This window comes from Spinactinospora alkalitolerans, assembly GCF_013408795.1.
GTDB lineage: Bacteria > Actinomycetota > Actinomycetes > Streptosporangiales > Streptosporangiaceae > Spinactinospora > Spinactinospora alkalitolerans.
In genome coordinates, this window is record NZ_JACCCC010000001.1 from 90,478 (window position 1) to 116,418 (window position 25,941).

The 25,941-nt window shown below is 69.5% G+C and carries 31 protein-coding genes; 21 read left to right on the forward strand and 10 right to left on the reverse strand.

What is annotated here, in order from left to right; genetic code table 11:
- Positions 1-21: 21 nt before the first annotated feature.
- The 3 genes from purQ to purS all read right to left on the reverse strand — a co-directional run bounded on the left by purQ (position 22) and on the right by purS (position 1,639).
- Complete coding sequence (purQ, locus tag HDA32_RS00495) at positions 22-732, reverse strand: phosphoribosylformylglycinamidine synthase subunit PurQ (RefSeq protein ID WP_179641286.1); 711 nt, start codon at positions 730-732, stop codon at positions 22-24.
- 134 nt (positions 733-866) lie between these two features.
- Positions 867-1,310 carry an ATP-binding protein gene (locus HDA32_RS00500; protein WP_281370354.1) on the reverse strand — a complete coding sequence of 148 codons (444 nt, stop codon included), beginning with the start codon at positions 1,308-1,310 and terminating at the stop codon, positions 867-869.
- Positions 1,311-1,396: 86 nt separating this feature from the next.
- Complete coding sequence (gene purS / locus HDA32_RS00505; RefSeq protein ID WP_179641288.1) at positions 1,397-1,639, reverse strand: phosphoribosylformylglycinamidine synthase subunit PurS; 243 nt, start codon at positions 1,637-1,639, stop codon at positions 1,397-1,399.
- 358 nt (positions 1,640-1,997) lie between these two features.
- Between purS and HDA32_RS00510 the strand changes: the two genes are divergently transcribed.
- From HDA32_RS00510 to HDA32_RS00585, 16 genes are all read left to right on the forward strand, one after another.
- Positions 1,998-2,627, forward strand: coding sequence for a sigma-70 family RNA polymerase sigma factor (locus HDA32_RS00510; RefSeq protein ID WP_179641289.1), 630 nt, complete (start codon positions 1,998-2,000; stop codon positions 2,625-2,627).
- A gap of 457 nt (positions 2,628-3,084) precedes the next feature.
- On the forward strand, positions 3,085-4,197 hold the full coding sequence (pdhA, locus tag HDA32_RS00515; RefSeq protein ID WP_179641290.1) for a pyruvate dehydrogenase (acetyl-transferring) E1 component subunit alpha: 1,113 nt from the start codon (positions 3,085-3,087) through the stop codon (positions 4,195-4,197).
- Between the two features lie 3 nt (positions 4,198-4,200).
- Positions 4,201-5,181: an alpha-ketoacid dehydrogenase subunit beta gene (locus HDA32_RS00520; protein WP_179641291.1), complete on the forward strand. Its 981-nt coding sequence runs from the start codon at positions 4,201-4,203 to the stop codon at positions 5,179-5,181.
- A gap of 22 nt (positions 5,182-5,203) precedes the next feature.
- On the forward strand, positions 5,204-6,664 hold the full coding sequence (locus tag HDA32_RS00525; protein WP_179641292.1) for a dihydrolipoamide acetyltransferase family protein: 1,461 nt from the start codon (positions 5,204-5,206) through the stop codon (positions 6,662-6,664).
- A 369-nt stretch (positions 6,665-7,033) separates the two neighbouring features.
- The gene (locus tag HDA32_RS00530; RefSeq protein WP_179641293.1) at positions 7,034-7,456 is read left to right on the forward strand and encodes an alcohol dehydrogenase catalytic domain-containing protein; all 423 of its coding nucleotides are present in this window, start codon (positions 7,034-7,036) and stop codon (positions 7,454-7,456) included.
- Positions 7,453-7,551 (forward strand): zinc-binding dehydrogenase, encoded by a 99-nt coding sequence (locus HDA32_RS00535; RefSeq protein ID WP_179641294.1) that lies wholly within the window; start codon positions 7,453-7,455, stop codon positions 7,549-7,551. The genes HDA32_RS00530 and HDA32_RS00535 overlap by 4 nt, the downstream gene beginning before the upstream one ends.
- A gap of 56 nt (positions 7,552-7,607) precedes the next feature.
- Positions 7,608-8,921 carry a sensor histidine kinase gene (locus HDA32_RS00540; RefSeq protein ID WP_179641295.1) on the forward strand — a complete coding sequence of 438 codons (1,314 nt, stop codon included), beginning with the start codon at positions 7,608-7,610 and terminating at the stop codon, positions 8,919-8,921.
- A gap of 84 nt (positions 8,922-9,005) precedes the next feature.
- A complete protein-coding gene (locus HDA32_RS00545; protein ID WP_179641296.1) occupies positions 9,006-10,571 on the forward strand; it encodes a recombinase family protein in 1,566 nt (521 codons plus the stop codon).
- A 1,178-nt stretch (positions 10,572-11,749) separates the two neighbouring features.
- Positions 11,750-12,202 carry a hypothetical protein gene (locus tag HDA32_RS00550; RefSeq protein WP_179641297.1) on the forward strand — a complete coding sequence of 151 codons (453 nt, stop codon included), beginning with the start codon at positions 11,750-11,752 and terminating at the stop codon, positions 12,200-12,202.
- 433 nt (positions 12,203-12,635) lie between these two features.
- A complete protein-coding gene (locus HDA32_RS00555; protein ID WP_179641298.1) occupies positions 12,636-12,854 on the forward strand; it encodes a hypothetical protein in 219 nt (72 codons plus the stop codon).
- Positions 12,851-13,330: a hypothetical protein gene (locus HDA32_RS00560; protein WP_179641299.1), complete on the forward strand. Its 480-nt coding sequence runs from the start codon at positions 12,851-12,853 to the stop codon at positions 13,328-13,330. Before HDA32_RS00555 ends, HDA32_RS00560 begins: the two co-directional genes overlap by 4 nt.
- Before the next feature lie 148 nt (positions 13,331-13,478).
- Positions 13,479-14,324: a phage major capsid protein gene (locus tag HDA32_RS00565; RefSeq protein WP_179641300.1), complete on the forward strand. Its 846-nt coding sequence runs from the start codon at positions 13,479-13,481 to the stop codon at positions 14,322-14,324.
- A 245-nt stretch (positions 14,325-14,569) separates the two neighbouring features.
- A complete protein-coding gene (locus tag HDA32_RS00570) occupies positions 14,570-14,905 on the forward strand; it encodes a hypothetical protein (RefSeq protein ID WP_179641301.1) in 336 nt (111 codons plus the stop codon).
- On the forward strand, positions 14,902-15,147 hold the full coding sequence (locus HDA32_RS00575) for a hypothetical protein (RefSeq protein ID WP_179641302.1): 246 nt from the start codon (positions 14,902-14,904) through the stop codon (positions 15,145-15,147). The genes HDA32_RS00570 and HDA32_RS00575 overlap by 4 nt, the downstream gene beginning before the upstream one ends.
- 355 nt (positions 15,148-15,502) lie before the next feature.
- Positions 15,503-15,835, forward strand: a complete 333-nt coding sequence (locus HDA32_RS00580) for a hypothetical protein (protein ID WP_179641303.1) — start codon at positions 15,503-15,505, stop codon at positions 15,833-15,835.
- Positions 15,836-16,080: 245 nt separating this feature from the next.
- The gene (locus HDA32_RS00585) at positions 16,081-16,374 is read left to right on the forward strand and encodes a hypothetical protein (protein WP_179641304.1); all 294 of its coding nucleotides are present in this window, start codon (positions 16,081-16,083) and stop codon (positions 16,372-16,374) included.
- A 407-nt stretch (positions 16,375-16,781) separates the two neighbouring features.
- On the opposite strand, the gene HDA32_RS00590 is transcribed toward HDA32_RS00585, so the two are convergent.
- Positions 16,782-17,054, reverse strand: coding sequence for a GntR family transcriptional regulator (locus HDA32_RS00590; protein WP_179641305.1), 273 nt, complete (start codon positions 17,052-17,054; stop codon positions 16,782-16,784).
- A 174-nt stretch (positions 17,055-17,228) separates the two neighbouring features.
- On the opposite strand from HDA32_RS00590, the gene HDA32_RS00595 reads away from it, so the two are divergent.
- From HDA32_RS00595 to HDA32_RS00610, 4 genes are all read left to right on the forward strand, one after another.
- A complete protein-coding gene (locus HDA32_RS00595; protein WP_179641306.1) occupies positions 17,229-17,543 on the forward strand; it encodes a hypothetical protein in 315 nt (104 codons plus the stop codon).
- The gene (locus HDA32_RS00600) at positions 17,543-17,827 is read left to right on the forward strand and encodes a hypothetical protein (RefSeq protein WP_179641307.1); all 285 of its coding nucleotides are present in this window, start codon (positions 17,543-17,545) and stop codon (positions 17,825-17,827) included. Before HDA32_RS00595 ends, HDA32_RS00600 begins: the two co-directional genes overlap by 1 nt.
- Positions 17,824-18,228, forward strand: coding sequence for a hypothetical protein (locus tag HDA32_RS00605; RefSeq protein ID WP_179641308.1), 405 nt, complete (start codon positions 17,824-17,826; stop codon positions 18,226-18,228). Before HDA32_RS00600 ends, HDA32_RS00605 begins: the two co-directional genes overlap by 4 nt.
- An 88-nt stretch (positions 18,229-18,316) precedes the next feature.
- Complete coding sequence (locus HDA32_RS00610; RefSeq protein ID WP_312862986.1) at positions 18,317-19,012, forward strand: response regulator; 696 nt, start codon at positions 18,317-18,319, stop codon at positions 19,010-19,012.
- Positions 19,013-19,130: 118 nt separating this feature from the next.
- Here the strand turns inward: HDA32_RS00610 and HDA32_RS00615 are convergent, their stop codons facing one another.
- Complete coding sequence (locus HDA32_RS00615) at positions 19,131-19,502, reverse strand: hypothetical protein (RefSeq protein WP_218882673.1); 372 nt, start codon at positions 19,500-19,502, stop codon at positions 19,131-19,133.
- 1,224 nt (positions 19,503-20,726) lie between these two features.
- Here HDA32_RS00615 and HDA32_RS00620 point away from each other — a divergent pair.
- Entirely contained in the window at positions 20,727-21,923 is a 1,197-nt protein-coding gene (locus HDA32_RS00620) for an acyl-CoA dehydrogenase family protein (RefSeq protein WP_179641310.1), read from the forward strand.
- A gap of 210 nt (positions 21,924-22,133) precedes the next feature.
- Here the strand turns inward: HDA32_RS00620 and HDA32_RS00625 are convergent, their stop codons facing one another.
- From HDA32_RS00625 to HDA32_RS00645, 5 genes are read right to left on the reverse strand one after another with little or no spacing between them, the layout of a single operon-like run.
- Entirely contained in the window at positions 22,134-22,712 is a 579-nt protein-coding gene (locus tag HDA32_RS00625; protein ID WP_312862987.1) for a GAF domain-containing protein, read from the reverse strand.
- Between the two features lie 37 nt (positions 22,713-22,749).
- Positions 22,750-23,334, reverse strand: a complete 585-nt coding sequence (locus HDA32_RS00630; RefSeq protein ID WP_179641311.1) for a GTP-binding protein — start codon at positions 23,332-23,334, stop codon at positions 22,750-22,752.
- A complete protein-coding gene (locus HDA32_RS00635) occupies positions 23,312-23,683 on the reverse strand; it encodes a DUF742 domain-containing protein (RefSeq protein ID WP_179641312.1) in 372 nt (123 codons plus the stop codon). Before HDA32_RS00635 ends, HDA32_RS00630 begins: the two co-directional genes overlap by 23 nt.
- A gap of 2 nt (positions 23,684-23,685) precedes the next feature.
- Entirely contained in the window at positions 23,686-24,087 is a 402-nt protein-coding gene (locus HDA32_RS00640; protein ID WP_179641313.1) for a roadblock/LC7 domain-containing protein, read from the reverse strand.
- A 41-nt stretch (positions 24,088-24,128) separates the two neighbouring features.
- Positions 24,129-25,706, reverse strand: coding sequence for a sensor histidine kinase (locus HDA32_RS00645; RefSeq protein ID WP_246334177.1), 1,578 nt, complete (start codon positions 25,704-25,706; stop codon positions 24,129-24,131).
- Between the last annotated feature and the right edge of the window lie 235 nt (positions 25,707-25,941).

Consider the following 25,941-nt stretch of genomic DNA (forward strand, 5'->3'; position numbering starts at 1 on the left):
CGGGCGTCGGGAGCGGCACGGTCAGCCGGCCGCGGCCGCGGCCCCCACCGGGGAGCCTTCGGCCAGGTGGGCGAGGAGCGAGGTGAAGAAGCCGAGCCCGTCGACGGAGGGGCCGGTCAGCGCCTCCACCGCGTGCTCGGGGTGCGGCATGAGGCCCACGACGTTGCCGTGCTCGTTGGCGACGCCGGCGATCTCGCGCTGTGCGCCGTTGGGCGCGGCGTCGATGTAGCGGGCCACGACGCGGCCGGACCGCTCCAGCTCGTCCAGGGTCTCGGGGGCGGCGACGTAGCTGCCCTCCCCGCTCTTCAGCGGGATGAGGATCTCCTGGCCGGGGCTGTAGTCGCCGGTCCAGACGGTGTCGGCGGCCTCGACGCGCAGCAGTTGGTCGCGGCAGATGAAGTGCCGCGATGAGTTGCGGGTGAGCGCGCCGGGCAGCAGGTGGCTCTCGCACAGGATCTGGAAGCCGTTGCAGATGCCCAGGACCGGCAGGTCCCCGGACCGCGCGGCGGGCACCAGCTCCGCCATGAGCGGGGCGAACCGGGCGATGGCCCCGCAGCGCAGGTAGTCGCCGTAGGAGAAGCCGCCCGGCAGGACGACCGCGTCCACGCCCCGGAGGTCGGCCTCGCCGTGCCAGAGGGAGACGGGTTCGGCGCCGGCGATGCGCAGTGCGCGCGCGGCGTCCCTGTCGTCAAGGGATCCGGGGAAGGTGACGATGCCCACACGGGCAGTCATGAGCACTCTCCGAAGGTCGTGAGGTGGGAGCAGGTGCGAGCCGTCCCGAACGGCTCAACCGTTCACGAGGTTACCTGCTGACCTCGTTCCATGGTGCGGAGAGTGTCCAAGGTCGCGCCGGGCGCGCCGACGCGTCAGCACAGCGCGGCCGCCCTGCGGCCGATCCGCGAGGGGACCCGGGCCTCGTCGCGCAGCCGCTTGTGCAGCCGGACCACGGTGCCGCCGCCCGCGGAGCGGTCGAACGTCACCCGGTCCATGAGTCCCCGCATCAGCAGAATGCCCCTGCCCGACTCCGCTTCGAGGTCTGGCAGGGGCACCGATGCCGGATCGAAATCGGGTCCCGTGTTCACGATTTCCATGACACAGGACTCATGTCTGATTCGGGTCAGCACCTCGTAGGAGGGCGCGGGATCGCCGTGGTCGACGACATTGGCGCAGGCTTCGGACGCGGCCGTCAGAATGTCGTCCAGGCACTCGCCCCCGACGCCGTTCGCCCGAAGGGCCTCGCCCATGAATTCGCGCACTACGGGAACGGTGTACGCCTCCCGAGGTAGTGCGATCGAGAATCTCACGTCCATCGGTTGCCCCCACAGCCGTTCGGCACAATAGAGAGGGTTCCCCGGGTGCTTTTGCCGAAACCGGAGGTTCACCGACCGGACGGGCGCTATTCGACGCGTAGTTCGAAGTCCTCGATGACCGGATTGGCCAGAAGGGTCTCGGCGAGCCGGCGGACGTCGGCCAGCTTCGCCTCGTCGGCCTCGCCCTCGATCTCCACCTCGAAGCGCTTGCCCTGGCGGACCTGGGTCACGCCGGGGAACCCGAGGCGGCCGCAGGCCCCCGCGATGGCCTGCCCCTGGGGGTCCAGGATCTCCGGCTTGAGCATGACGTCAACCACGACGCGGGCCACGGGGTCCTCCACTGTTGTGCCTGGTGTGCCGCACTTCACCACCGACGGACGGTGCCCTCCCGCGCAAGGGGAGGAGCAGGAAGAAGCGTACGGCACCGCGGGCGGCCCGATGACGCCGGTCGGCCCGGTCCCCGCCCCGGTGCGGCCGGTGCGGCCGGGACGCGGACCGGTGCGATCCGGACGATCCGCACCACCCCCCGAGCGTCCGGGAACCCCGCCCCTTACCCGATCCGGGCGCCCGCGACACCGCGAACCGGCCCCTCCGTGACGCTTATCACGCGTTTCGATGTCATCACGGAAGGGCAGCGGATGCGTCTACCCAAGTGGTAGTCATCCACGGTCGTCCTTAGGGGGAGATTTGGCGACCATCGAACTCGAACGAACCACCGACGCGGCTGAAACCGCCGGAACCGAGCAGACCCCGGAAACCGCCGAGGCGCCGGACTTCGTGACGGCCGTCACGCCGTACGCGGACCAGCTCTACCCGGCGGCCCTGCGGATGACCAGGAACTCGGCCGACGCCGAGGACCTGGTGCAGGAGACCTTCACCAAGGCCTTCGCCAATTTCCACCAATTCCGCGCCGGAACGAATCTCCGGGCGTGGCTCTACCGGATTCTCACCAACACCTTTATCAACGGGTACCGCAAGAAGCAGCGCGAGCCCCGCCAGGAGACCACCGACGAGATCAAGGACTGGCAGCTCGCCGCCGCCGACGCCCACGCGTCGACCGGTTCCCGCTCCGCCGAGTCGGAGGTGCTCGACCGCCTGCCCGACTCCGCCATCCGCCAGGCACTGGCCGAACTGCCGGACGACTTCCGGCTCGTCGTCTACCTGATCGACGTCGAGGGCTACTCCTACAAGGAGGTCGCCGCGCGCATGGACACGCCGCTGGGCACCGTCATGTCGCGGCTGCACCGGGCCCGCCGCCAACTGCGCACGCGGCTCGCCGACCACGCCCGCGGGCGCGGGATGCAGACGGCGGCCTAGGCGCTCCCGGCGTCTTTCGCCCCGGGGCCGGCCCGGCCCGGAGGCACTCCTTATCTGATCACTCTCCGTCACCACTTTCCGAGTGCGGAGTGACCGTATCCCTCGCCTATCCCTCGCGTTCCCTCTCGTCCCCCTCCCGCTCCTTCTCCTCTCCTCTTCCTCCTGGGCTTCCCCGCGCCTTCCTGCGCCGTTGCCGCCGGTTGCTCGGTGTTCCGAATTTTTCTTCGGACGCCCTTGCAAATGCTAGGTAGTCCTGGTAGTTGCACATTTGTCGTTCTACGGGATCATGAACCGACCGGCCAAAAGGTGTCGTTGGGGCCTTGCGCCGCCACTGGTGAGTTCTGTCACGATGGCGGTAGGGCCGCCTGCTCCCACCCGTTACCCCGGGTGAGCGGGCGGAGAGCCGGCCGACCAGCGGTACCCCGTGCAATCGGCCCCGAGACCCGAGGAGCGACAGGTGTCCGACACCGCGCATGAGGACCCGGAGCTTATCCAGCTCCTGACCCCCGAAGGGGAGCTCAGAGAGCACCCCGACTACCCGCTCGACCTCAGCCACGAGGAGATGCGCGGCCTCTACCGCGATCTCGTGCTCGTCCGCCGCATCGACACCGAGGCGGTCGCGCTGCAGCGCGTGGGCGAGCTCGGCCTGTGGGCCTCGCTACTGGGCCAGGAGGCGGCGCAGGTCGGCTCCGGCCGGGCGCTGCGGTCCAACGACATGGCCTTCCCGTCCTACCGCGACCACGGCGTCGCCTGGTGCCGCGGCGTCGACCACAAGGCGCTGCTCGCGCTGTACCGCGGCGTGACCAACGGCGGCTGGGACCCCGCCGAGCACGGCTTCCACCTCTACACGATCGTCATCGGCACCCAGGCGCTGCACGCCACCGGCTACGCCATGGGCATCCAGCGCGACGGAGCGGTCGGCGAGGACGGCAGCGCCGTCATCACCTACTTCGGCGACGGCGCCACCAGCCAGGGCGACACCAACGAGGCGTTCAACTACGCCGCGGTCAACAACGCCCCGGTCGTCTTCTTCTGCCAGAACAACCAGTGGGCCATCTCCGAGCCCCTGGAACGGCAGTCGCGCGTCCCCATCTACCGCCGCGCCGCCGGATTCGGCTTCCCCGGGGTCCGGCTGGACGGCAACGACGTCTTCGCCTCCCTGGCCGTCACCCGCAGCGCGCTGCAGCACGCGCGCGAGGGGCAGGGCCCCACGCTGATCGAGGCGTTCACCTACCGCATGGGCGCCCACACCACCAACGACGACCCCACGCGCTACCGGGTCTCGGCCGAACTGGAGGAGTGGCGGCTCAAGGACCCCATCGCCCGCCTGCACGCCTTCCTCACCCGCGAGGGGATCGCCGACGAGGCCTTCCTCAAGGGCGTCGAGGCCGAGGCCGAGGAGCTCGGCGAGAGCGTCCGCCGCGACTGCCGCGAGCTCCCCGAGCCCGACCCGCTGGACATCTTCCACGAGGTGTACGCGGAGCCGCACGTCCACATCGACCGCCAGCGCGCGGAGTTCGCCGACTACCTCGCCTCCTTCGAGGACGCCGGCGCCGAAGGAGGCCGGTAGACCATGGGCAGCAACCTCACCATCGGCAAGGCGATCAACGCCGGCCTGCGCCGCGCCATGGAGACCGACCCCAAGGTCCTGGTCATGGGCGAGGACGTCGGCAAGCTCGGCGGCGTCTTCCGCGTCACCGACGGCCTGCACAAGGACTTCGGCGCCGACCGGGTCATCGACACCCCGCTCGCCGAGTCCGGCATCATCGGCACCGCCATCGGCCTCGCGCTGCGCGGGTACCGCCCGGTGTGCGAGATCCAGTTCGACGGGTTCTTCTTCCCTGCCACGAACCAGACCTTCACCCAGCTCGCCAAGATGCGCGCACGCTCGGGCGGCAGCGTCAAACTGCCTGTCGTGCTGCGGATCCCCTACGGCGGCGGCATCGGCGCGGTCGAGCACCACAGCGAGTCGCCCGAGGCCTACTTCGCCCACACCGCCGGCCTGCGCGTCGTCACGGTCGCCAACGCCGTGGACGCCTACTGGATGATCCAGCAGGCGATCACCTCCGACGACCCCGTGGTGTTCTTCGAGCCCAAGCGCCGCTACTACGAGAAGGCCGACGTCGACACCGCCGCGGCCGTCGACTCGGCGACCCCCATGGGCGCCGCCCGCGTGGCGCGTCCCGGGGCCGACGCGACGCTGCTCGCCTACGGGCCCATGGTCAAGACCGCCCTGCAGGCGGCGGAGGCCGACACCGACCACTCGATCGAGGTGGTCGACCTGCGCTCGCTCTCCCCGGTCGACTACGACACGGTGTGCGCCTCGGTGCGGCGCACCGGCCGCCTGGTCATCGCGCACGAGGCCCCTCTGAGCCACGGGATCGGCGCGGAGGTCGCCGCACGCGTCACCGAGGAGTGCTTCTACCACCTGGAGGCCCCGGTGGTCCGGGTCGGCGGGTTCGACACCCCCTACCCCCCGTCCCGGTTGGAGGAGCACTACCTGCCCGATCTCGATCGGGTCCTCGACGGCGTCGACCGCGCGTTCGCGTTCTAGAAGGGGCCAGGTGAATCCGCGAATGACCCAGCAGCAAGGCGTCCAGCAGTTCCGGCTCCCCGATGTCGGCGAGGGCCTGGTCGAGGCAGAGGTCCTGAGCTGGACCGTCCAGCCGGGCGACGAGGTCAAGGTCAACCAGATCATCTGCGAGATCGAGACCGCCAAGGCGGCCGTGGAACTGCCCTGCCCCTTCAGCGGCACCGTTCGGGAGCTGATGGTCGAGGCGGGGACCACCGTCGACGTGGGCACGCCCATCATCGCCATCGACACCGGCGGCGGGGCCGCCGAGCCCGAGGGCGCCGGTGCGCAGGGCACCGGAGCCGAGGACGAGGCCAGGGAGAAGCCCCTGGTCGGCTACGGGGAGAAGGCCGGGGCCACCCGGCGCAGGGCCCGCAGGCGCCAGTCTCCGGCACCCGCCGCGTCGGTCCCGGCGCAGCCGCCGACCCCCGCGGCCGCTCCGCAGCCGGCCCCGGAGCCGCAGCCGGTCCCGCAGCCCCAGCAGGCGACCGAGGTCCCGGCCAGGCAGGCCCGGTCGGCCCCGCTGAACGGCGAGGGCGTGGCCGTGCTGGCCAAGCCGCCCGTGCGCAAGCTCGCCAAGGACCTCGGGGTCGACCTGCGCGCGGTCGCGCCCACCGGCCCCGGCGGAGTCGTGACCCGCGACGACGTGCAGCGGCACAGCCGCGGGGCGCTGCCCGAGACCGAGATGGTCCCGCCGGTCCCCGAGCCGGGCGCCGAGCCCGCGCCCGAGCCGCAGCGGGCGGCGCAGGCCGACCGCTCCGCCAGGGAGGAGCGCATCCCGGTCAAGGGCGTGCGCAAGCACACCGCGGCGGCGATGGTCGGCAGCGCGTTCACCGCGCCGCACGTCACCGAGTTCCTGCAGGTCGACGTCACCGAGATGATGGCGACCGCGCGCAGGCTCAAGGAGCGCCCGGAGTTCGCCGACGCCAAGGTCTCGCCGCTGCTGATGGTGGCCAAGGCGCTGCTCACCGCCGTGCGCCGGTACCCCGAGATCAACGCCTCCTGGGACGAGGAGGCGCAGGAGATCGTGGTCAAGCGCTACGTCAACCTCGGCATCGCCGCGGCGACCGAGCGCGGCCTGGTGGTCCCCAACATCAAGGACGCCGACGCCAAGCCGCTGCCCGAGCTCGCCGCGGCGCTGCAGTCGCTCACCGAGACCGCCCGCGCGGGTAAGACCGCGCCCGCCGACATGAGCGGCGGCACCATCACGATCACCAACGTCGGGGTGTTCGGGGTGGACGCCGGGACGCCGATCCTCAACCCGGGCGAGGCGGCGATCCTGGCGTTCGGCCAGGTCCGCGACATGCCCTGGGTGCACGAGGGCGAGCTCGCCGTGCGCAAGGTGACGACGCTGTCGCTGTCGTTCGACCACCGGATGGTCGACGGCGAACTGGGCTCCAAGGTGCTGCGCGACATCGGCGCGTGGCTGGCCGACCCGGAGACCACGGCCCTGATCTGGGGCTGACCGGCCGAGGCGGCGCCGTCCCGCGGAGGGGATCCGCGGGACGGCGCCGTTCTGTTGCGGCCGGAGCGTTCGGGGAAGCGGGGATGCGGCGATCCGCCCGGCCCGCGAGGAGATCCCCCCGCACGCGGGACCGCTCGGCGGACCCGAGGGCGTCCCGGTGCACCACCCGGCTCGGCCTCGGTAGCCGTACGAGGAAGGGGCGCCCGGAGCCCGGCATCGCCCCTTCCATCGATGTCGGCGCCATCGGGTCCGGCGGGACGCCGCGCGGGCGGTGGGTCGGATCACCGTGCGGTGAGCGGGGGTTGACCTCAACCCTGGTTGAGGTCGCATGCTCGACCGCGGGGACCGAGTCGATCGTGAAGAGGGATCATGCGTGCGGTGTGGTCGAAGGCCTTCGGCGGGCCGGACGTGCTCGTCGCGGGGGAGGCGCCGGAACCGGTGGCCAGTCCGGGGCAGGTGCTGATCGAGGTGGCGTTCGCCAACATCACCTTCGTGGAGACGCAGTTCCGGGCGGGCGGCGCCGGGCCGTTCACGGCCGAGCCGCCGACGGTTCCGGGCAACGGCGTCGGCGGTGCGGTCGCGTCGGTCGGCGCCGGCGTCGACGAGGGGCTGGTCGGCAGGCGGGTGGTGAGCAGCACCGGCGGCTCGGGCGGCTACGCCGAGCGCGCCGCCGTGGACGCCGCCGGACTCGTCGAGGTGCCGGACGGTGTGGACCTCGAGGGCGCGGTGGCGCTGTTGGCCGACGGACGCACGGCGATGATGCTGACCCGGGCGGCCGGCTGCGGCCGGTGATCGGGCAGCGGTTCCCGCTCGACCGGGCCGCCGACGCGCACGCGGCCGTCGAGGCGCGGAGCACCGTCGGCAAGACCCTGCTGGAGGTGCGGTGACGGCCTTCTCCTGAGTTCTTCGTTGGATAGCCGACCAGCGGGTCTAGCCTGAGGCCATGGGATCTCCGGTGACGGCGCTTCAGCGCTGGTACGCGCTGCTGCCCGCACGGGTGGTCCGGCTGCTGCCCCTGATCGGCGCGGCGGCCGTGCTGCTGACCGTGTGGGCCGGGGATCTGGCGGACCTCCTCGACGCGCCGCCCTCCGCAGGGGAGCCGGATCCGATGCCCCGGTGGGCGCGGGCGCTGCCGCTCGTCTCGGGCGCGGTCGCGGCGGCGGCGGCCCTGTCGGCGCTGGCGCCGCGCGCCGGCCGCGGGTGGACCGCCGCGGTCGGCATCGGGACGTGCGTCCTCGTGTCGGGGACCACGGTCGTGCTGTGGACGCTGCCCAAGGGCGGCTTCGGCTTCTCCTTCAGCGTGGCGGAGGGGGCGGCGCTGCTGCTCGTCGCCAATCTGGTCGCCTACCGCTGCGGGCCGGTCCCCGTCGCCGTTGCGGCCGTGCTCGCTCCGCTGGCCGTGGTCACCAACGACTGGCGCATGCCCAGCGAGTGGTGGTACCGGCCCGAACCGCTGGAGCAGGTCGAGCAGGTGGCCTCGCTCGCCTTCGTCTTCATCGGCCCCGGCTGCTACCTGCGATGGCGGGCCGCGCAAGGGCGCGCACAGGCCGAACAGGTCCGCAGGGAGGAACGGCTGAAGATCTCGCGCGAACTCCACGACGTGGTGGCCCACCAGGTCACCGGCATGGTGGTGCAGGTGCAGACGCTGCGCTACTTCGCCGAGACCGAGCCGGAACGGGTCGCCACCGCGCTGCCGGCGATCGAAGAGGCCGGAGCCACCGCGCTGACATCCATGCGGCGCATGGTGCGCATCCTGCGCGAGGCCGACGGCGGCGCGTCCGAGGCACCGGACCCCGCCGCGGGGCTGCTCGCGCTGGAGCGGCCGGGCCACATCGGGCGGCCCAGGGTCGAGGTGCGCCTGCCGGACGACCTCGCGGGGACGGGCGCCGAGGTGGGCGCGGCCCTGGTCAGGATCGCCCAGGAAGGGGTCACCAACGCGCTCCGGCACGCCCACGGGGCGACCCTGGTGACCATCGAGGTGGCCCGTGCGTCGGGAACGGTCGTCCTCGACGTGCGCGACAACGGGCAGCGCCGCGGCGTCTTCCGGAGCGAAGGGGCGGGCTACGGGCTCATCGGAGTCGAGGAGCGTGCCCGGCTGCTCGGCGGCTCGTGCACCTCCGGCCAGATGCGCGAAGGCCCCGGCTGGCGGCTGTCCGCCGAACTCCCGCTGGCCGAATCCGACGCCGGGGGACCCGGCAGCGGGGACCGCGCGGTGCCGGTGCCGCAGGCGGAGGAAGAAGGAGGGCTCCGACGATGACGATCCGGGTGCTGCTGGCCGAGGAGGCCAGGACACATGCACACTTAGTGCGTGACCTGGGTAAACGGTTCATAGGATCACAACATGGACAGCAGCACGGGGCCGCGAGAGGTTGACCTCTACGTCCGTAAGAGCAAGCTTGTGCGCGGATACCGGCAGGAACTGAGCACGGACGCGCAAGAGGAACAGGGCCGACGTTGGGCAGCCCGTGAGGGCTACACGGTGCGCAAGGTTTGGAAGGACATTGCGTCCGGCTTCAAGGACGTTGAGCGGGCCGACTTCGACCGCGCGCTAGCCGCACTCGCGAACGGGGAAGTTCCCGCCCTGTGGGCGTACGCCATCGACCGGTTCAGCCGCAAGGGAGCGGCAGACCTGTTGCAGGTGATCGGTAAGGCTCGCGTTGTGTTCGACATGGACGGGCTTGACTCCAACGAAGCGCGTGACCGCCGGTGGATCATCAACCGGGCCGAGGAAGCGCGGGAGTACTCCGAGAACCTCTCGCGCCGCGTCAAGGACACCAAGGACCGGCAGCGCGACGCGGGCCGGTGGGTGGCCGCCCGTCCCCCGTGGGGATACGTCGTGTCGCGTGACCGCGTGCTGTCCCCGGACGAGACTCCGGCCGCTCCGGGGATGCCGTCCCGTGCCGACGTGGTCCGGGAGATGTTCCGCCGTGTGGCTGTAGAGGGAGCGTCCACGCGGGACCTTGTCCGTTGGCTGGACGGGGCCGGAGTGCCGTCCCCCGGTGGGGCCCGGTGGCAGTACAGCGCCGTACACGGCATGCTCAAGCATCCTGCGTACGCCGGTTGGCAAGTCCAGGTCACGGACAAGGGCCGTAGGGCCATTCACCGCGACGCGTCCGGTAAGCGCGTCCGTCTGCGCGACGCGGAGAACAACCCCGTGCCCGGACTGGTCACCGACGCCATGCAGCGCGACGCGCTAGCCGCGTTCCAAGGGCTCAAGGTGGGTCGACCTGTTCCCGCGAACGACGGCAAGCGAAACACGCGCGCTAAGCATCTGGTGACGGGCCTTGCCCGTTGCGGCGGCTGTGGCCGCTCCATGCCGTTCCAAGGACGGTCATACGCGTGTCAGGCCACGCTAGGGGGCCGCTCGTGTGGCGCGCGGGCATCGGTGCGCGCGGACAAGTTGGAGGAGTACGTGTTTCGCGCGTGGGTGGCACGGCTCACCAACGCGGAACCGGGTGACCCGCTGTTGCACGTCGTGTCACAGCGCTGGACGGCCCTTGTGAAGCCGGAGGAGACGGAAGAGGAGGCCGCCGCGCGTGCCTCGCTCCGGGCCGCTGAGAAGGACCTAGAGCGGCTGCTACAGGACCGGCAGAGCGGCGTTTATGACGGTCCCGCGCGGCGCTATTTCGGTCCGATGCTGCAAGAGGCGACGGACGCGGTAGAGGCCGCTAAGGCAGAACTGTCCCGCTGGGAGTCGTCCCCATCCCTGGACTTGCCGTTCCTGAGCGGCGACGACGCAACGATCTACGAAGCGTGGAACGCCGCTGAACTCCCGATGAAGCGGGATCTACTCCGGCTTGCGATCAACTGCGTGACCGTGGTCAAGGCACCGCGGCAAGGCATTCGGTTCAACGGTGACGAACGCGTGCGTATCGAGTGGGCCGACCACGACACGGCCGACGCCTAGCCAACCCCGTCCGCCCTCCGGGCCCCGGTGTCCCTTCGCGGGATGCCGGAGCCCGTCCTCGTGGGCCCCGGCGTGCCGGCGAACGGACACGCGTGGCTACCGCGCCACCACGGCGAGTGTGTGCGCGGCCCTCCGCACCTCTCGCGGCCGGAGCGCCCGCCCTGCGCATCTGCCCCATGGGGCAATTTTTGCCCCATGACTGAACTGGGAAAACAGGGGGTTTGGGGCAAATCGTCATCTACTTTTGAAAGTCTCCTTATATATATAGAAGGTTTTGTCTAAGGGGAAGAAATTTGCCCCACCCTACGGCGGGGCCGGAGCCCTAGCCCGCGAGGGAACGGGAGCGCGATAGGCGCATGCGGTTACCTAGGCGTTACGGGTCATGTGCGCGGCCACCCTCGCGCCCCTCGCGGCGGGAGCGCCCGCCGTGCGGATCTGCCGTGAGCGGCAAAAATGAGGGGTCCCCAGTTCCCGGGCTAAACTGCGACGATGCTGTGAGAGCGGCAAATCTGGTCTCTCAAGACTTTCCTATCTAGTAAGGGAGGTTTTGTCAGAGAGGTAAAAATCTGCCGCTTCCCACGGCGGGGACCGGAGCCGCTTTCTCCGACGGCCCGCGGGTCGGTTCTGCCCGCGTTGTGGGCCCTCCGGGGCCGCGGGCCGGACTCCGCGGCCAGGGGCCGCACCGTTCGCGGCTCTGCGGCCGTCTCGCGGGCGCGTGGGGGATGCTCCGGCCTTCTCTCGCGAACCGTCCCCGGAGGGGCGAGGGGGGTGCTATGCGGCTGCACGGCCACAAGGTAGCCGTGAGAGGGCGAGTGAGGGCACTCTGGTAGTCGGCTAAGGTTCGCCGATTCTGGGCTCTCTGTGTTGATCATGTGGCTTCTGTGCTGTCGACGCGGCCGCTCTCGCGCCTTCACGCGCCGCCGCTGGCCTCCCTGCCCACGACGCGGGACGGCGACGGGGTCGTCCGCTGACCGCGATGGGTGACGCCCGGGGGCCGATTCGTGCCTTCCTGCGCCTTGCTTACCCCGCCGTCCGCCGTGCTTGCGCCCGGAGCAGCCGCGTATAAGCCCCCGAAGGACAAGCCGTGAGGGGCTTATACGCGGCTGCTCCGGGCGCTGGCGCACGGCGTCCGGCGGGGCGGCGCGTTCGCCCTGGTCAACGACTTGAAGGGAGTACCTATGCAGCACCCCACGTGGCTCCGCGCCCCCGCGTCCTACATGTGGAACTTTGATGGCGACATGGTTCAGGCGCACAGCGTGTGGAAGCACGCGGTGCGGCTGTACTGCAAGCAGCACAACGTGTCCGCAGGCGACGTGTTCGCGGACGGCCCGGAGGGGCCGGGAGGACTGCCCGGTCGCTACCCCGCGCACTCCCCGGACCCATGGCGAGAGCACCCGCTTGACTCGGATTGGGAATGGCCTGACCCCGAGCTGCACGCGGAAGCGCTCCGCCTTGCGAAGCTCGAGACCGAACGGCGGATCGCGCGGGTCGGCTACGACCTGGCGGGCGAGTTCCGGGCCGAGAAGCGGCAGACGACCAAGGGCGCACGCAGGCGGCTCGCCCCCGGTGCGCCGCGGCCGCGGCCATCTGGCACCGGACGCAAGCGCGTGCCTTTGCAGCGCGCCTCCTAATCGCGACACGCCCGGGAGTCCGAGTGCCACCCTGCCTGATTTGGGCGAACACCTGGACGCCATTCACGTAACAAGGACGCGTGGTGACGCGTTCTCCCTCGTGGGGTGACGGTGGTCCCCGGGAGGTAGTCGGAGACGGCTGCCCCCGGGTGCGCTTCACTCCCGCGCAGGACGGCCCGGCATGGCCGTGACACCGATGATGATCTTCCCGCTTGCGCGGGACGGGGGCCGCTGGCCCGGTAGAACGATGGGTGATGCCGCACCCTCGTTTCCCGGATCAGCGGCCCCCTTTTCTCATTTCCCGCGACTCGCGGACAGACCCCGCCAGGTTCTTCCCTTCCCTGGTGGCCGCGCACCCCGGTCGAGCAGCCGCGTCGGGCCGCTCCCGGGGGTGCGCACTAGCAGATACACGCCGATCACCCTCGGAGGACCCATGGAAAAGCTCATTGAGCAGACCGTCACCGATCTGCCGCTGACGGATAAGCGCATCGCGCGCAGCGTGGCCCGCCGCGAAGCGGCCCACGGGCCGCACAAGATGCGCGCGGAGCTGATCACCAACACCGTCGCGGTTGAAGGCGTCGACGGCGACGCGGCGGGTGTGATCCGCCGTGAGATTCCCGTCCTGTACGGCGTCATCGGGGGTGCGCGATGAGCGATGAGACGACCCCTCGCGAGGAAGCGACGGCCGACGTTTCCGCGGGCGAGATGGCCGACGGCCCCCAGGACGCCAGCAAGGCGCGGCGGGAAGCGCAGGGACTACGGACACGGCTCCGGGAGGCTGAAGCGGCCCTAGAGGCCGCACAGAGCCGTCTAGAGGCTATGCAGCGCGCGGAGGTGACGCGGCTCGCTGGCGAGCACCTGGCGGACGGGGCCGACTTGTTCGTCGGTGGCGATGTCGAGATGGCGTCGCTGCTTGCCGACGACGGCACTGTCAACGCCGAAGCGGTCGCCGAAGCCGCTAAGCGCGTGGTGGAGCAGCGGCCGCACTGGGCAGCCCCGACGCGCTACGACGGCCCGATGACGCGCACCCACAAGCCGAGGGAGTTCGGACACCTGAAGTCCAGCCGCGATCCCAACAATGAAGGGGGCGGGCGCACCTGGACGGAAGCGTTCCGCCAGGTGCGTTGACCCCCGCGAACCAAGACTTCCGGCCGTCGTTGCGCCTGCCCTGGTGCGGCGGCGACGGCCGACCCCGGACCCTGGCGGTCCACCCAATTCCGATGCCCGGAGCAGAGGAGTCCTTTTGACCAATAACAACACCTAAAGGAGATCCATCATGGATAGCGCGGTAAACGCCGCTCTGCTCAAGCCGGAGCAGGTCAACGCCCTTGTTGTTCAGCCCTTCGTAGACGCGGCGACGGCCACGCAGATTGGCAACGTCGTTCGCGTCGACGCCCCCGAATTTCGCATTCCCGTCCTGACCGACGACGTCGACGGGGCGTGGACCGCCGAGGGCGCAGATATTCCGCTGAGCAACATGGCGACTGAGGAAGTCGTCGTGATTCCCCGCAAGGTAGCCGCCCTTGCTCGCGTCACGAACGAGCTGGTCATGGATAGCGAGGTTGACTCACTTAACGCTGTGGGTGCGTCGATGGTGCGCGATCTGGCCCGCAAGGTTGACGCGGCCCTGTTCACCGAGGTCACCGGCGCGCCGGCGGGGCTTGCGCAGGCGCACACCTCGGGGACGCTGTCCGTCATCACCGGTACCGAGCTGATCAACACCGACCTGTTCGAGCAAGCGGTAAGCGTCGCGGCCACCGAGGGCGCGACCACCACCGCGTTTGTGACGTCGCCCGCTACCGCCCTGCGACTGGCGGAGCTCAAGGCCGGTGACGGCTCCAACGTCCCACTGTTGGGCGCGGACGCGACGATGGCCGCGCGCAAGCAGGTTGCTGGTGTGCCGCTGCACGTGAACCGCTACGTGCCTCAGGACGTGATTTATGCGATCCCGCAGGAGCTGCTGTACATCGTGCTCCGCCAGGGTACGACGGTCGCACTGAGCCGCGACGTGTACTTCGGCTCCGACTCCGTTGGAGTCCGCGCGATCATGCGTGTCGGTTTCGGGATTCCACACCCGAAGGCAGTTGTCCGCATCGAGCTGCCCGCCGAGGTTGCCGCGTAGCCACGCGAGTAAGGCGCGGAGCTGACCGCGTAGACGCGGAGCCAAGCGAGCGGAGCGGTAGAGCTACTGACTAGCGGTAGCCCTGCCGCTCCGCTCCGATGTTTATGCAGGCCAGGGGGGTGACCCGCGGACCCCCTTCGAAATGCCACCGGGTGGCATACCGTGGCAGATTCCGTGAGACCTGAATAATTCCGCCGACCCGCTGACCAGCAACGATGAAACGCGCCCCTGAGAGGAGGCGAACCGTGGACGAAGCCCCCAAACACCTCGGCGTATCGGGCCGCGCCCTTTACCGCGACGTGTGCGAGGACTGGGAACTCAACGCGGCTGAACACGGACTCCTCGTGCGGCTCTGTGAGACGGCCGACGTCCTAGACCGACTCGTCGCGGAGATGCACAACGCTCCGGTGACGACGCTTGACGGCCGCGTGAGCCCGGTAATTACGGAGTTCCGCCAGATGGCGCAGGCTTACGCACGCATTGCCGCCGCGTTGAGGCTCCCGGAGGGCGCAGACGAAACGCGGCCGCAAAGGCGCGGCATGCGAGGTACGTACGGTGTCCGCAAGGCGGTGGCCGGGTGAAGCGCACACGGCCGCCCTCCCGCGAACTGCCCACGTGGGGCGCGGACGTGAACGCGGCCTATTGGGACCCGGACCCGACCCGCGCCTATCGCGTGTGGTGTGCGGCTCTGGGTTGCTGGGAGTCCGATATCGGGATCGATCAGTACCACGCGATCAAGGCCGGGGAGTCGACGCCGTTCGCAGAACGGAAACCGCCGTCGGCCGCGTTCATCCGACGCGCGCGGAGAAAGGCCGATCTATGAGAGCGCGTAAACGCCAGGAGCCCATCCCGTACTACGTCCGCACGCTACACCCGGCATTTCAATACGACCCCGACGATATTGTGACCCGCTACTTCGGGGCCCTCGCAGCACGCGAAATCTGGCAGGAACGAACGGGAATCGACCCGAGTGACGACGCGGGCGAGCCGCTCCCCGAATCAGAAGACCCGCCAGCGGAATTGGTAGCGGCCGCCGCGGAACGCGCGAAAAGGCGCGCGGCGGAGCTTGCCGAGTTGAAGGCTACGGGCGCGTGCCGCTGACCTTGCCGCCGTGTCGTTCCGGCCCCGCGAATTACCGCCCGGCATTCCGCGAATTACTACCAAGAGGAGAAACCGCCATGTCCGACTTTACGCCGTTTCAGTGTGCCGCTTGCGCTGCGCAGGCCCTCACCGAAATTGCCGGGGGCGACCCGGAGGAAGCCGTTCGGGGCGGATACTCTCCGGACGACCCCCGCGCGAACACGCTCGTTCTGTGCAGCGCACTCCTTGACGAACTCACCGACGCCGCGCACTCCGCGATTGCAGAGGATGGTAGGGACGCGTTCCACGACGCCATGTCGGACCGCGACCAGGTGATCATCGTTCACGCTGACGCGCTCCGCGACGGGGAGTATGCGGCCGCCGTGTGGATGCACATTGCGACGCGCGACGCGGAGGGGGTAGCTGTGTGAAGACGTGTACTAAGTGCGGGGCCGCGAAGCCCGAGAGCGAATACAAGCGGTGCGGGAGGCGCGCGGACGGCACGCAAAGGCACCGGTCGGACTGCAAGGCGTGTACCCGTGAATACGACCGTGCGCACCACGCCACACCAGAGCGGCAAGCCTACCTGCGCGCGTACCGGGCAACACCGGACTATCGGGAGCGGGAAGCCGCGCGGAAGCGGTCACCGGAGTACCGCGCGGTCCACGCTTCCGTCATGGCCCGTCGCCGCGCCCGTCTGGCCGGGCTGCCCGATGACGGGTCCGGCATCCGCGAATGGCTGGAGCGTCACGAAGACGAGGATCGTTGGCAGTGCCATCTCTGCTTCGGGTCCTTCCAGCCCGGAGATGAAATCCAGTGGGACCACCTGGATCCGATCGCGGGCGGCGAGGCGGGGACGGCGGTAGAGAACGTGCGGGCGGCACACGGCGCGTGCAATATCAGCAGGCGGAACACGCCGCTGGACGTCTGGTATGCCCGCGTAGGAACGCCTGAGGAGGCGGCTGCATGACCGGACGGACGATCAGTGTGACCCGCTCTCGCGGCGGATTCCCGGTGACGATGCGGCACGTCGCGTGCTCTAGCACGTGTGCCGCCGCCGTGGCCGCCCGCGTGGCCCCGGCGGTCTACACGGACCTGCGGCCGGACGACCGGGGCGCGGGCATGCGGGCGGTTCAGTCGCCTCCGCGAACCGTGATCGAGCCACTTGAGCGCGGGGGTAGCTGCGCTGAGTGCTCCCGCGACGTGCCTCCGCCTCCGCGTAGGCCGTATCAGACCACGCTCGAGCTGCTAGGCGCGTGAACGAGGGGGCCGGGCCGCGTGCTCCGGCCCCCTTCTTTGCGCCCCGCGACTTGCGCCGTACCGCTCAAGCCGCAGTCGGCCCGCGCGCGCACGTACTACGCCACTGACCGCGCGCTGTCAACCCCGCGTTCGCGGAAGGACGAACACGCCTTTGCCGTGGACCGCGCGGACAAGTCCCAGGTCTGCGAGATGGTTCGTGGCTTTGACGGCCGTCCCGCGGGCGACGCCGAACTCTTGCCTGAGCTGGTTCAACGAGGGGACCGGCCGCCCCGCGGCGTAGCGCCCGGACTCGATGCGTGCCGCAAGGATCGCGGCCAGTTGCAGCCACACGGGATGCATGCCCTCGTGGTCTATCTCGGAGTCGGGGCCGTACCCGGTCGGCATATCCATAGGACCAGCGTGCATTAGCAGGGGTAACGGCGGACTTTTGAGGAAGTGCGCGGTAGTCCAAGGATCAGTGCGTACACCGCGGACTAGTGGGGTACAGTTCGGACCACAACAACAGAGCGGCCCCGCGGCGGTGCGAACGCCCGGGGCCCGGACAAGCGATTGGAGCGCTTGCCAATGAGCATCCTAGTTGCCGTGCTGTGCGCGATTGCGCGACTCGTTCGCCCCGCGCGCGGCTCGCACGCGGCCCGTACCACGCCCCGCAACGCCCCTCGCGTCCGCCCTTACGCCACCGCCCCGCTTCCCGCGGTTCGGCCCGCATGGAGCCCCTACGCGGCCCCGCTGACCTACACACCCGCCGCTCCTGCCCGCGACGTCCAGCCGCAGGCAGCGATGGTCCGCGCGTACTACACCGCGCACGAAGCGCGGGAGCGTGCGGAGCGCACGCGCCGCGGCGTGGCCGTCCTGGTGGACCTGGCGGGGGTGGCCTGATGACCAACACCGGAGGTGCGTTCCTTGTGAGCCCGTCCATTGACGCTTGCGACCACGAAGACGGCCGCCCGACGGTCTACGTGGTGCTCGCCACCGACGGCACCCCGTTGGGGACCGTCGCGATGGGGGCCGACGCGTCCGCCTGGTACCCCACCGCGTACGGCCGTGAGGGCGACGATCACGGGCCGCTGAGTTCCTTTGATGCCGCGGTCGCGTGGATTCTCATGAGGCATGTGGTCGTCCTGGACGCGCCGGCTGAGCCCGCGATGGGAGCCGCGGAATGAGCGAGAACCGCACGTACCGCCTTATTCCCGATCCGGAGATGCTGAACGAGACGGCCCCGGACGGCTCCGCGTGCCACTTCCTCGTTCTCGACGCGGACGGCCGTGAGTTGGGCACCGTGTCCCGCGGAGTCGGGGGCCGCTGGCTAACGCACGTCCACGACCAAGGCCACGGGCCGGACGCGCGGTCGCTGGTCTCAGCCGCCGCGTATGTGGCCGCGTGGGCCACCGCCACGGCGGACGACGCGGAGACGGCCGCCGCGGCCCCGGAGGACGACGCGGAGACGGACGCTGTGGACGACGCGGACGATGGCCCTACCGCCGTGATCCTCCGAGGCTACGGTTTCAACCGGTTGGGTCCGGACGGCCCGTGGCATCGCGCGGACGGACCACCGGAGGTGTGAGACGCCCCGCTACGGCGGGGATGGGGGGAGAGGGCCCCGGGGCGACGGCTCCGGGGCCCTTTGTATGCCTGCCGCTTACGCTGTTGCCGTGTCTGAGCCTTACGAAAACCGGTCGCCTGTAAGATGTGTAAGAGTCCTTCTCGCCGAGGATCAGCCTCTGGTGCGCGCGGGCTTCCAGAGCATCCTGGACGCCCAGCCGGACATGGAGGTGGTCGCCGAGGCCGGTGACGGCCTGCAGGCGGTGGAGCTGGCCCGCAGGCACCGTCCCGACGTGTGCCTGCTCGACATCCGGATGCCCGGCATCGACGGCCTGGAGGCCACCCGGCGCCTGGCCGGGCGCGGCGTCGCCGATCCGATGCGCGTGGTCGTGGTGACGACCTTCGACCTGGACGAGTACGTCCACGCGGCCCTGGAGGGCGGGGCCGCCGGGTTCCTCCTCAAGGACGTCGGCCCGGCCCTGCTGCTCGAAGCGGTGCGCGCCGCCGCGCGCGGCGACGCGCTGGTCTCGCCCAGCGTCACCGTGCGGCTGCTGCGTCACTTCACCGCGAAGGCCTCCGGCCCGCGTCCGGCGCGGGAGCAGGGCGCGGCCGTCCTGACCGAACGGGAGACCGACGCGGTGCGCGCCCTGGCGCTGGGCCTGACCAACGTCGAGATCGCCGAACGGCTGCACGTCTCCCTGAGCACGGTCAAGGGCCATCTGGCGAGCGTGCAGGCCAAGGTGGGCGCGCGCAACCGGGTCGACATCGCCACCTGGGCCTATCGCAACGGGCTCATGGAGTGGTGATGCGCCGCCTGCTCCGGCGGTCCTGACGTGGATCCCTCGCCGATCTCGACCTTATCGGGCCTGAAAACGCTGCGATGACCCCCACAGGGTCGAGACCGCCGCGGAAGGGGCCGCGGCTTCAGGCCGCGGTGAGGTCCAGCGAGTGGTGGCGGCCGCGCTGGGCGGAGCGGCGGTGCGGGATGGGGCGCAGCAGCGCCGCGGCACCGGCGGGGTCGCTCGCCGGATGGGTGACGGTCTCGCCGAAGAGGTCGTTCCAGATGAACTTGCCGCCGCGGCACCAGACGCTGATTCCGCGACGCACCGAGATGACCGCCATGTCGGAGGTGCCGGCCTGGTACATCGGGCGGGCCGCCACCGCGGCCAGCTCGCTGCACAGTGCCTCGATCGCCCGATCGGCGCGGAAGGCGTGGCGGGGCGGGCGCTTCACCCGTGCCGCTTCCGCCGACTTCACCCGGAAGGCCCGGGGATTGTTCAGGCGTGAGTGGCGCAGCTCGTTCAAAGACGTCTCCTCATGTGGTTCGGTTCCGCGATCGTTGCGGTGGCTCTACTCAGGTGCGGCGCGCTCGCCGCCGCCCGATCGCGGGCCCGTACTGCTCAGCCGCCTCGCCGTGGGGGGGTGAGTGCCCCGACGGTGGTCGGGACATGCTGCGGCCTGCGAATTCTCCATGAAGATGAGAACGGCAACGAAGGGGTCTCGTTACCTCGCAGTTATGCTTGCGAATCCGGATAGTAGCAGGAATTCACCCCTAGGGGGCGGCCCCGGCAAATATTGGCCATCTCACACTCCAAGTCAGGGTAAAACTTGGGGAGCAGGGGTGTTTGGCCTGGTCAGAGCGTTATCCACAGGCCGGTGGCCGGGGCTCGCGGGAGCGGCGCGGCTCAGGGTTGGATGAAGACCAGGGGGCGCCCCCGGTCCGGGGGAGGCCCCTGCTTCCGCTGCGGCGCGGGCGGTCCCGCGCGCCTACCCAGCGGTCCGGGATTCATTCGTGCTGCTCATGTGGCCCATGCCGCACCCGGCTGTCGTGTACCGAACGCCGGCTCCGGGTAAGCGGCGCGCCGTCGCTGCGGCGCTCCGCCGCTTCTTCTTTTCCGGTCCCCGCCGACGGCGGGATTCCCGGGAGACCGGTCCGCGGCTGTGCCGGAGGGCGGGTCGAACGGTGGTGGGTGCGAAGGAGCGGGCGGGGTGGGCCGGGCCCGTGCTGCCTCACTGATTCCCGGCGATCGGGTTCGCACGGGGACTGCCGCAGTGCGTGCAGCCGGCGGCACAACGGACCGAGACCCGGAAGTCCCACCTCGCCCTGCGAGCACGGCGGTCAAAGCTCGATCAGGGCGGCGACTACGGTACGTGACCCCCGTGCCATCGTGCGGGGCCCGGCATTGAACGACCCATGGAGATGAAAGTCACAGGGAGGGCTCATTGCCCACCGGGATTCGGCAATTCCGGTTGACGTGCGCCCACTCGATTCTAAATGCTTCTGCTCCATGTCGAGAGAGGTCGTAAGGCCTTGAGCTTGATCATTATGGATGGACGCCAAATACTCCTCGACATAAATCTGGTTCTGCCATGTCCGTAAATAACTAAGGTAAGTCAAACGTAGCTTGAGTTTTATGATCAGTATGATCAACATGATCCTGCAGGTCTGTTTGGGGACGGAACAGTCGCTGGTGCACCACTTATGACCGTCCGAGCTGACAACACGTCGTGAGGAGATGCATGGTCGGCTTGTTCACCACGGAGCGTCACGAGCGTCTACGGAAAGAGGTTCGGGCTTTCGCGGAAGCCGAAGTACTCCCTCGGGTGGCGGACATGGAGGAATCCCGGTCCGTACAACACGAGCTGTCCCGGCTGATCGCCCAACAAGGCTGGATCGGTGCCACGGTCGACCGCCAGTACGGCGGAATGGGGCTGGGGCATCTGGCAAAGACCATCATCATCGAAGAGTTGTCACGGGTCAGCGGAGCCATGGGGGCCGTCGTACAGGCGTCCCAGCTGGGCGTGGCAAAGATCATGCACTACGGCACCGGAAAACAGAAGAAGGACTGGCTGCCGGCCATATCCGACGGAAGCTGCATGCCCACGATCGCCGTGACCGAGTACGAGTCCGGCGGTCACGTTCTCGGCATGACGGCGAGCGCGGTGCGCGACGGGGACGGCTACATCCTCAACGGCCGGAAGGTGTACGTCGGCAACAGCCACGTCGGCGACCTGCACGGCGTCGTCGTCCGCACCGGAACCGGTTCCAAGGGGCTGTCGGCGTTCCTGGTGGAGTCGGATCGCCCGGGCCTCTCCCTGGGCCCGCACCGCTCCGCCATGGGCCTACACGGCTTCAGCTTCGGCGAACTCGTCTTCGACAACTGCCGTGTTCCCGCGGCGAACATGCTCGGCGACGAAGGGGACGGCCTGGCCGTCGCCTACTCTTCGAGCGTCCTGTACGGCAGGGCCAATCTCGCCGCCGTCTCCCTGGGGATCCATCAGGCACTGCTGGAGGAGACCAGCGCGTTCTCCGCCAATCAGTACCGGTACGGCAAACCGCTGTCCGAACTTCCCTCGATCAAGATGAAGCTGGGACAGATGCAGTCCCGGCTGATGACCGCACGGCTGACCGCCTATCACGCGGTGCACATGTTGGATCAGGGCCTCCCCTGCGACGCTGAGCTGATGAACTCCAAGCTCATCAACGTTGAGAGCGCCCTGGACTCGGCGCGCAACGCGATGGAGGTGCACGCCGCATGCGGGCTCTACACCGATCGGCCGATCGAACGGTTCCTGCGTGACGCGCACCATATCTTCGCTCCGGCCGGCACCTCCGATGTGCAGTTGCTCCGACTGGGCGAAGTGGCGCTGGGAACGGACCGGGGGCAGTGGTCGCAGCGATTCGCTGTTCCCGTGGAAGCGGGAGAGACATCCTGACCGGCGTCCGCTCCTGAGCTGATGGGGCTGCGGCGGGACGCGGACCGGCGACGATGGTGCCGTCATCGGTCGCCGACCGCCGCAGCCTCACAGCGCCTTTGAGGATCGATTTCGCGTTTTGCCTCGGCGGTTCCGTCCGAAGGAGGGCCGGACCGTCGGGGCCGCTCCGCCACCGGAGCCTCAAGGGGGCGGGTCCGGAGGGACGCGGACCTATTCCCCCTCGGCCCCGCGCCGGTGGATCCGGGAGACCAGTTCCGCGGCCCTCTCCTTGATGAGTTCCAGTCCGGGACGGCCCCAGGGGCGCGGCTCGCGGTCCACGACGCAGATCGTCCCGAGAGCCGTGCCCGTGCGGTCGATCAGCGGTGCCCCCAGATACGAGCGGATACCGATCTTGTCGACCACGGGGTTACCGGCGAACCGCGGGTAGTCGCAGACGTCGTCCAGTACCAGCGGCAGGCGCCGGACCACCACGTGCGGGCAGTAGCCGTGGTCACGGGGCATCTCCCGATCCGGCTCCTCGGTCGGGGCGGACGCCACCGCCAGCGCGGAGTCGGTCTGGGTGCGGGGGGCGACGTAGAGGCCGGCGAAGTACTGGCGCTCGTCACTGATGAAGTTGACCATCGCGAACGGGGCGCCGGTGGCCTGGGCGAGCTCGTACGCGAATTCGTCGAATTCCTTGTCGGGGAAGTCCCGCAGACCGAGCTCGTGCATCCGCGCCGCGCGCAGGGACGTCTCGTGGTCCGTGGGGGTCAGCAGGTGGCCTACGGTTTCGATGGGTTCGTTGGACACGGCGGGGCTCCATAATCTGGCGGGTGCTTCGAGCGGGTCAGGCCGAGTGGGAGGGCACTGCGGCGGTGAGCAGGTGCTGGACCAACGTGACCAGCACAGAGGTCGCGGAGTTGCTGTCGCGGGCGTCGCACAGCACGACCGGTACGTGGGGCGCGAGCTTGAGGGCCGCCCTCACTTCCTCGGGTTCGTAGTGGAAGGCTCCGTCGAACTCGTTGACGGCGACGGTGAACTTGATGCCGCGATGCTCGAAGAAGTCGATGGCGTCGAAGCATCCCTCCAGGCGGCGGGAGTCGGCCAGTACGACCGCGCCCAGCGCCCCGTTGGACAACTCGTTCCATACGAACCAGAAACGCTCTTGTCCGGGGGTTCCGAACAGGTAGAGCACATGACGGGAGTCGATGGTGATGCGGCCGAAGTCGAAGGCCACGGTGGTGGTGGACTTGTTCTCCACCCCCGCCAGGCTGTCGGTGCCGGCACTGGCCGCTGTGATGAGCTCTTCCGTGCTCAGGGGCTCGATCTCGCTCGCCGAGCCGATGAAGGTCGTCTTCCCGACTCCGAAACCGCCCGCGACGAGAAGCTTGACCGCAGTGGGGAACGGCTCAGAGTCGCTGTTGTAGGCCATGGAGTAGCGCCTCCAGTACGAATCGGTCGGTGGGATCGGTCGCTGAGCCGGGGGCCCGCGTGGTGACTGCGCCGCAGTCGACCAGATCGGAAAGGAGGACTTTGGCGACCACCGCGGGCAGTCGCAGGCGCGCCGCGATCTCCGCCACCGAAGTGGAGTCGTGGCACAGTTCGAGGACCTGTGCGTGCTCCGGATCCAGCTGGGGCGGAGCCACCCGACCGGTGTCCCTCACCAGGGACAGCAGGTCCAGCTTGTTGGTGGGGCTGGTGCGCCCGTTGCTCACCGTGTACGGGCGCACCAGGCGTCCGGCGCTCTCGTCGAGCCACAGTTCTTCTTCTGACACCGCCATATTTACCGGGCGGGCGTCGCAAGGAAGGGGCGGACACTCTTGATCAACTGGGACATCTCGTAACCGAGGACGCCCGCGTCGGCTTCCCGATCCGCCAGAACGGCCAGGACCGAACCGAAGCCGGCCGAGGAGATGAACAGCAGGGTGTCGTCGAGCTCCACCACCACCTGCCGGATCACGTCACTGTTGCCGAACTTCATTCCTGCGCCGCGCGCGAGTGAGAAGAGCCCGGAGGCGATCGCGGCCAACTGCTCTCCGCCGTCGACGTCCATTCCGTAGACGGCCTTCGCCAGCCCGTCGGAGGACAGCAGGACGGTGCTGCGGGTATGTGGAACCCGTTCGGCCAGGTTGCCCAGCAGCCAAACGAGGTCCGAATCTTGGTTCGAGGGAACAGGGCTCACCATTGTGGATGAACTCTCCTTCGGGAGGGACAAGCGGTGCTTGGTCAGCTGGTGCTGTCGGTACGGTCCGAGGAAGTGCCTTCGGTCTCCTCCTCGGCGCTGCTGAAGCCCTTCTGGAAGGCGGCCATCAGGCCCGGGGAGTGATCAGCGCCCGCACCGTCGTGTTTGGGCGTGTCGCGCAGTTGGGGTGCCAGGTGCGCTTGCACGCGGCGCTCCGGTAGCGGCGGACGCTCACTGCGGTTCGCCGGAGGGGAGGAGGTCCGATCAGCGGCCGGGGGGGATTGTGCGGGTTCTCGGCCGAGCCCTTGCGCGCCCGGTCGGGTACCGAGGGCCCGTTGGGGCGGCGCCGCCCGCGGAGCGTCCGGCGCGGTGGTCGCCGGCCCGCCGGAACGGCCGTTCTCCGTGTTCCGCCCGTTCACCGCCGGATCCGACCTCGAGCCGGTGTGGAGCCCGGACGCGTATGACGGGGGCTGCGTCGAAAACGCTTCGGCGGCGGGACGGGCGGCGGCCACCGAGGTGGGTTCCGGGCGCGTCGACTGCTTCTGCGATCGGAGTCCGCGGTCCTGGGACAGAGGATCGACCAGCCTTTTCGGCAACACGACGACGGTCTGGGTCCCCCCGTAGACATTCGTCTGAAGCTGGACCCTTACACCGTGCTTGCGGGCGAGGGTCGACACCACGAACAGTCCGATGCGCCCGTCGCGCAGCAGTTCGCCGATGTTGATCCGGCCGGGGTCGGCGAGCAGGCCGTTGATCCGGCGTTGTTCATCGGGCTGGACGCCCAGACCGCGGTCCTCGATCTCGATGGCCGTGCCGGCGGTGACGTTCTCGACGTGGATCAGCACCTGGGTGCGGGGAGGGGAGAACTTGGTGGCGTTCTCGATGAGCTCGGCGATCAGGTGGACGACGTCGACGACGGCGCTGCCGTCCAGGGTGCCGGTGACCGGGGGGACCACCTTGACCCGCGAGTAGTGCTCGACCTCGGCGACCGCCGAGCGCAGCACCTCGTACAGGCCCACCGGTCTGCTCCACTGGCGCCGCGACGCGGCACCACCGAGCACCGCGAGGCTCTCGGACTGGCGGCGCATGCGGGTGGCGAGGTGGTCGATGGTGAACAGGCCCTTGAGGAGGTCGGGGTCCTCGACCTGCGCCTCCAGTTCGTCGAGCAGACCGATCTCCCGGTGGACCAGCGACTGCATCCGCCGGGCGACGTTCACGAACACCTCGACCTGCTGATCGCTCTCGCCGCCGGGCCTCGAGCCGGCCATCCGCAGAACGGCGTCCTGTGCGGCGTGCCGCTCTTTCTGCAGATCCGCCTCGAGGAGCCGGAAGGGGTCATCGTCCTCGATCGACGGAGGGACCGCGTCGCGTGGCGCGAAGCGCTCGCCGCTCTCCGTCCTTTCGACCAGCCGCCGCAGGTCCTCCCGACCATCGGCGCACGAGGACCGCAGGGCGTCGATCCGCTCGTGGATCCGGTCCGTGGCGCGTCCCGCCCCATAGAAGGCGGCGGCCAGGACGAGCGCGGCCCCCACCGCGACCACGGCCGATACGGCACCGGTCACTGCGGCGGAGGGTGCGGCGACGAGTACGGCCGCCATCGCCGCCAAGGCCAGGAGCGCCATAGCGGCTGCGGGAAGTACGCAGACCCACAGGTGGAGGGTGCGTATACCACTCGAAGCGCGTGTATCCCGAGCGGGACGTCCGTCGCGTCGCCGGACGGGGGGTTCAACGGTGGTGAACGGGGGGAACTCAGACATCAGCGTCCTCGGTACGTGAGGGCCGGTCGGTGGTGCTGATCATATTAGCGGTTTCATGATCATTAAGCCCCTTTTTCCTTTCGTTGAGGCTGGTCAAGGG

What these genes read in the sequence shown, in the direction of transcription:
- HDA32_RS00595 (WP_179641306.1), top strand. Translation starts at nt 17,229, where the DNA reads ATGAGCATCCTAGTTGCCGTGCTGTGCGCGATTGCGCGACTCGTTCGC.
- HDA32_RS00545 (WP_179641296.1), top strand. Translation starts at nt 9,006, where the DNA reads ATGGACAGCAGCACGGGGCCGCGAGAGGTTGACCTCTACGTCCGTAAG.
- HDA32_RS00645 (WP_246334177.1), bottom strand. Translation starts at nt 25,706, where the DNA reads ATGGCGCTCCTGGCCTTGGCGGCGATGGCGGCCGTACTCGTCGCCGCA.
- HDA32_RS00605 (WP_179641308.1), top strand. Translation starts at nt 17,824, where the DNA reads ATGAGCGAGAACCGCACGTACCGCCTTATTCCCGATCCGGAGATGCTG.
- HDA32_RS00635 (WP_179641312.1), bottom strand. Translation starts at nt 23,683, where the DNA reads ATGGCGGTGTCAGAAGAAGAACTGTGGCTCGACGAGAGCGCCGGACGC.
- HDA32_RS00560 (WP_179641299.1), top strand. Translation starts at nt 12,851, where the DNA reads ATGAGCGATGAGACGACCCCTCGCGAGGAAGCGACGGCCGACGTTTCC.
- HDA32_RS00640 (WP_179641313.1), bottom strand. Translation starts at nt 24,087, where the DNA reads ATGGTGAGCCCTGTTCCCTCGAACCAAGATTCGGACCTCGTTTGGCTG.
- HDA32_RS00555 (WP_179641298.1), top strand. Translation starts at nt 12,636, where the DNA reads ATGGAAAAGCTCATTGAGCAGACCGTCACCGATCTGCCGCTGACGGAT.
- purQ (WP_179641286.1), bottom strand. Translation starts at nt 732, where the DNA reads ATGACTGCCCGTGTGGGCATCGTCACCTTCCCCGGATCCCTTGACGAC.
- HDA32_RS00540 (WP_179641295.1), top strand. Translation starts at nt 7,608, where the DNA reads ATGGGATCTCCGGTGACGGCGCTTCAGCGCTGGTACGCGCTGCTGCCC.
- HDA32_RS00525 (WP_179641292.1), top strand. Translation starts at nt 5,204, where the DNA reads ATGACCCAGCAGCAAGGCGTCCAGCAGTTCCGGCTCCCCGATGTCGGC.
- HDA32_RS00565 (WP_179641300.1), top strand. Translation starts at nt 13,479, where the DNA reads ATGGATAGCGCGGTAAACGCCGCTCTGCTCAAGCCGGAGCAGGTCAAC.
- HDA32_RS00600 (WP_179641307.1), top strand. Translation starts at nt 17,543, where the DNA reads ATGACCAACACCGGAGGTGCGTTCCTTGTGAGCCCGTCCATTGACGCT.
- HDA32_RS00500 (WP_281370354.1), bottom strand. Translation starts at nt 1,310, where the DNA reads ATGGACGTGAGATTCTCGATCGCACTACCTCGGGAGGCGTACACCGTT.
- HDA32_RS00590 (WP_179641305.1), bottom strand. Translation starts at nt 17,054, where the DNA reads ATGGATATGCCGACCGGGTACGGCCCCGACTCCGAGATAGACCACGAG.
- HDA32_RS00620 (WP_179641310.1), top strand. Translation starts at nt 20,727, where the DNA reads ATGGTCGGCTTGTTCACCACGGAGCGTCACGAGCGTCTACGGAAAGAG.
- HDA32_RS00580 (WP_179641303.1), top strand. Translation starts at nt 15,503, where the DNA reads ATGTCCGACTTTACGCCGTTTCAGTGTGCCGCTTGCGCTGCGCAGGCC.
- HDA32_RS00585 (WP_179641304.1), top strand. Translation starts at nt 16,081, where the DNA reads ATGGCCCGTCGCCGCGCCCGTCTGGCCGGGCTGCCCGATGACGGGTCC.
- HDA32_RS00550 (WP_179641297.1), top strand. Translation starts at nt 11,750, where the DNA reads ATGCAGCACCCCACGTGGCTCCGCGCCCCCGCGTCCTACATGTGGAAC.
- HDA32_RS00520 (WP_179641291.1), top strand. Translation starts at nt 4,201, where the DNA reads ATGGGCAGCAACCTCACCATCGGCAAGGCGATCAACGCCGGCCTGCGC.
- HDA32_RS00530 (WP_179641293.1), top strand. Translation starts at nt 7,034, where the DNA reads ATGCGTGCGGTGTGGTCGAAGGCCTTCGGCGGGCCGGACGTGCTCGTC.
- HDA32_RS00630 (WP_179641311.1), bottom strand. Translation starts at nt 23,334, where the DNA reads ATGGCCTACAACAGCGACTCTGAGCCGTTCCCCACTGCGGTCAAGCTT.